At 42.8% G+C, this 3,964-nt stretch carries 5 protein-coding genes and 1 pseudogene; all 6 read left to right on the top strand.

The window, feature by feature from the left end; translation table 11 throughout:
- Positions 1–599 (top strand): annotated as a pseudogene (locus tag A2517_RS08775) (hypothetical protein); the annotation flags it as partial.
- Positions 600–627: 28 nt separating this feature from the next.
- Positions 628–1,773, top strand: a complete 1,146-nt coding sequence (locus A2517_RS08780) for an aminotransferase class I/II-fold pyridoxal phosphate-dependent enzyme (RefSeq protein ID WP_294896162.1) — start codon at positions 628–630, stop codon at positions 1,771–1,773.
- Between the two features lie 35 nt (positions 1,774–1,808).
- Positions 1,809–2,042, top strand: a complete 234-nt coding sequence (locus A2517_RS08785; protein WP_294896164.1) for a hypothetical protein — start codon at positions 1,809–1,811, stop codon at positions 2,040–2,042.
- Positions 2,027–2,320: a type II toxin-antitoxin system RelE/ParE family toxin gene (locus A2517_RS08790; protein ID WP_294896166.1), complete on the top strand. Its 294-nt coding sequence runs from the start codon at positions 2,027–2,029 to the stop codon at positions 2,318–2,320. The genes A2517_RS08785 and A2517_RS08790 overlap by 16 nt, the downstream gene beginning before the upstream one ends.
- 15 nt (positions 2,321–2,335) lie before the next feature.
- Positions 2,336–3,328, top strand: a complete 993-nt coding sequence (locus tag A2517_RS08795) for an ankyrin repeat domain-containing protein (protein ID WP_294896168.1) — start codon at positions 2,336–2,338, stop codon at positions 3,326–3,328.
- A gap of 2 nt (positions 3,329–3,330) precedes the next feature.
- A partial coding sequence (gene nfo / locus A2517_RS08800; RefSeq protein ID WP_294896170.1) for a deoxyribonuclease IV occupies positions 3,331–3,964 on the top strand: 634 nt, incomplete at its 3' end.

The raw sequence follows: 3,964 nt of genomic DNA on the forward strand, positions 1-3,964 counted from the left end.
ATAGAGATCATACGATCAGCTTTTATACAATGGTCGTTTCGGTGAGTGTGATGATCGTTGCGTCGGCATTACAGATAGTGTGGCTAGAAAAGGTTGCTTTACTCTTTGGGATAGGGTCTGTCATCTATTATATGGTGCAGGTGTATCGGATCTTTACCTCGAAAAAACGTGGCTATAGCGATATTTGGGAACGCTCCGCCGCGGTAGCGTTTATTGCACTGAATGTGTCGATGGGGTTAGGCATTTACGGGATTATAGTAGGAAGCGAAAAAGCGATATTGCTCTCTTTTTGGTTTTTGACGGCCGGATTTTTAGGATTTTTGATCACGGCGCATCTGTATAAAATTGTCCCTTTTTTGGTGTGGTTTGAGCGCTATGCTCCCTATCTCGATGAGAGAGAAGTGCCGATGCTTCATCAGCTTCTCCCTGCGCGATGGGCTAATATCCAATGGGGATTGGGTGTGAGCGGATTGGTTGCCATCGCGATTGCGATAGGATTAGCGAATACCGTGCTTTGGAAAATAGGAGCGCTCTTTTTGATAGGTTCAGGAGTCGTTTTACTGGCAATACTCGTCAAGATTTTGCGCGATAAGTTATAATCTCGTTTTTAATAACGGAGATATTTTTATGAAACTGAGTCAACGTAGCGGCACAATCGAACAATCCCATATCCGTTCTATGACGAGAGCGTGTAACGTAATGAACGGAATCAATATGGCGCAGGGGGTCTGTGATCTCGAAGTTCCCCGCGCCGTGATCGAGGGGGCGTATGGGGCGATGAATGAGGGGATTAACATCTACACTCCTACCGAGGGATTGCCCCGCTTGCGTCAAGCGATAGCCGATAAGATGAAACGATTTTATGAGGTTGACATAGTTCCTGAACAGGTTTTAGTTTCGGATGGGGCGACGGGGGCATTTTATACGGCGTGTATGGCGCTCTTGAATCCTCTTGATGAGGTGATATTGTTCGAACCCTATTACGGCTATCACCGCTCCACTCTCACCTCACTTGGAGCTGTTCCGACCTATGTCCGTCTCGAAGCTCCTGAGTGGAAACTGGATATGGATGCACTCGAAGCGGTAGTTACCTCTAAAACGAGAGCGATGGTGATCTGTAACCCCGCCAACCCGAGCGGTAAAGTCTATACCCGTGACGAACTCGAAGCAATCGGGCATTTTGCCGAAAAACACGATTTGATCGTGTTTGCCGATGAGATGTATGAGCACTTTTTGTACGGCGATGCGGTGCATATCACGGCACTCAGTGTTCCGAGTTTAAAAGAGAGATGCGTTGTCCTTTCAGGCTTTTCCAAAGCATTCAGTATCACCGGATGGCGGCTTGGGTATGCGATCGCTCCCGTGAGCGTTATCGAAGCAATGGCACAGCTCAACGATCTCATCTACGTCTGTGCCCCCGCACCGTTACAGATCGGTGCGGCGGTCGGATTGGAGACTCTGGGAGATAACTATTACACAGAGCTTGCCCGAATCCACGAGCATAAGCGCGATCTTTTTTGTGATGCATTACGCGATGCGGGATTGAACCCGAGTATTCCAATGGGAGCGTATTACGTCATGACGGACGTAAGCCGTGTGGCGGGAAATGATGATTTTGAAAAAGCGATGGCGATACTGGAAAAAACAGGAGTTGCATCGGTTCCGGGACGGGCATTTTATCACGACGATGCGGGGAAAAATATGGTCCGCTTTTGCTACTCTAAACCGCTCGATGTACTTGAAGAGGCGGCGGAGAGAATTCGACGTTTATGATATAATATTGAGAATTATGACAGAAGGAGGGATTAATGTTAAGTGTGCAAATTAACAATCCTGCGGTCGAAAATTTCTTTCACCATTCATCAGAGTCCATCGTGCAGTTCCTTGAAAAAGCAGTTGCTCATTTAGAAAAAAAACCTTCGTTTATCGTATCATCGATGGATGACGCCCGTGCACGGGTAGAAAGCGCGCGAAAGTCCGATGATACTCTTTCTGAAGAGGAATACAAAAGCGATATGGAAGCCTTTTGGAAGAGTGTGTAATTCGGATTGTCCGCAACCGAAAGTTTACTATCCAACTTCAAAATATTCTCCGTTTTATTGCCCTCGATAAACGTTCCGCCGCACTCGATTTTCAACACGATATGGATGCAAAGTTTGAGCTTTTAAAGACTCAGCCGATGATGGGAAGAGTATCGTTGTATGCGGAGGATGAGAATGTCCGTGATCTCATTTATAGCGGATATACCATCGTTTATGAGATAAAAGACGAACAGACGATTCGGATTTTGGAAATTTTCAAATGGCAAGATAAAAGCTGATATAAAAGAGATATTATGAAAAAAGTGTTCATCGGTATTGTATTGATTTTCGGTATTTTGATGGCAACAAAACAGTTAATGCATAAGGATTACTCGTCCGCGAAGCAGTTAGCAGATTCCGGTAATTATCAGGCGTTTTATACCGGAATCAAAGAAGATGTCGCCAAGGGAGATAAAGACGCGGCTAATCTGTTGATGGATTATTTCCTTAAAGCAGTTCAAGATGGAGATATTGCTGAGGCTAAATACTATTTAGATCAGGATCGAAGTCTTATTGATAAAACGGATAAAGATGGTGCAAGAGCAATAGATGCTGCATTGTTCGGAGATGTGATTCAAATTGAGACGATGAAATTTCTTTTAGAATATCAGCCTGAATTGAACTATGAAATTTCATATTTTAAGAATATGAGTTTGCTTCAGATGATCGCATCAAATAGTCATCTGTCCAAAGGGGATGAATTAGCTAAGTATTTAATTGAACATGGTGCAAATGTTAATTTTTATAATGTAAAGGGCGAATCAAGTAATTCCCCACTTTTATTGAGCTATTCATCAGATAATTTTGAAACTTTTAAAGTACTGATTCAGAATGGTGCCAATATAAAAGATGATAAATTTACTGATGATAAGCATGATTTATTAGGTTTAATTGCTGGAAGTTATGTATTGGAATTGAATAAAAATTTTCCGAATATAAAAGCAATATATTCTACTCCTTTGTCATCCGAAGTCATATCTATTGTTCAAAGTCAAACCTATAGAACGATACATTCAAGAAATATGGCATATTTGGCGCTTATTTTTCAGACAAAAAAAATCACTGATATGGATCTACGTGGTTTATCAAAGCTTGCTCAATACTATGCGGCAACGAATGAAATAGACGGAATGAAATTATTAGTAAATTATGGATTATGCAACAATCAGAAGATATGTACTGATGCAATTCAAAAAGCGATGCTCAATAATAATCGTGCAATTTTATCAATTTTAAAAGGAAACTAATCATGTCTAAATTTGTCGGAGCTCACGTCTCCGCTTCGGGCGGTGTTTTTAACGCTCCACTCAACGCGATGAAAATCGGTGCCAAAGCGTTTGCCCTTTTTACCAAAAACCAAAAACAGTGGGCGGCAAAGCCCCTAGATGATGAGACGATAGCTCTGTTTAAAGCAAACCTCGCGAAAAGCGGGATTCTCCCGAAACACGTTTTGCCGCACGATTCGTATCTGATTAATCTCGGTCATCCCGAAGAGGATAAACGGCAAAAATCGCTTGAAGCATTTATCGATGAAGTACAACGGTGCAGTCAGTTAGGTTTGGATCGTTTGAACTTCCATCCGGGGAGCCATTTAAAACAAATTAGCGAAGAAGAGTGCATCGATCGTATTGCTTCGAGCATGAATGAAACGCTGAGTGTTACCGAAGGTGTCACATTGGTAATCGAAAATACGGCGGGTCAGGGATCGAATTTGGGATGGAGATTTGAGCATTTAAGTGCCATTATAGAGCGGATAGAGGACAAATCACGGGTCGGTGTCTGTATCGATACCTGCCATATGTTTACGGCGGGTTATGATATTCGCACCCGCGAGGCGTATGATGCAACGTGGGCGGAGTTTGATACAATTGTGGGATTTAAGT

This window comes from Sulfuricurvum sp. RIFOXYD12_FULL_44_77 (assembly GCF_001830725.1).
Lineage (GTDB): Bacteria > Campylobacterota > Campylobacteria > Campylobacterales > Sulfurimonadaceae > Sulfuricurvum > Sulfuricurvum kujiense_A.

Bases quoted from the DNA above. Each gene is read 5' to 3' on its own strand.
- A2517_RS08780 (WP_294896162.1), top strand. From the start codon at position 628: ATGAAACTGAGTCAACGTAGCGGCACAATCGAACAATCCCATATCCGT.
- A2517_RS08785 (WP_294896164.1), top strand. From the start codon at position 1,809: ATGTTAAGTGTGCAAATTAACAATCCTGCGGTCGAAAATTTCTTTCAC.
- A2517_RS08795 (WP_294896168.1), top strand. From the start codon at position 2,336: ATGAAAAAAGTGTTCATCGGTATTGTATTGATTTTCGGTATTTTGATG.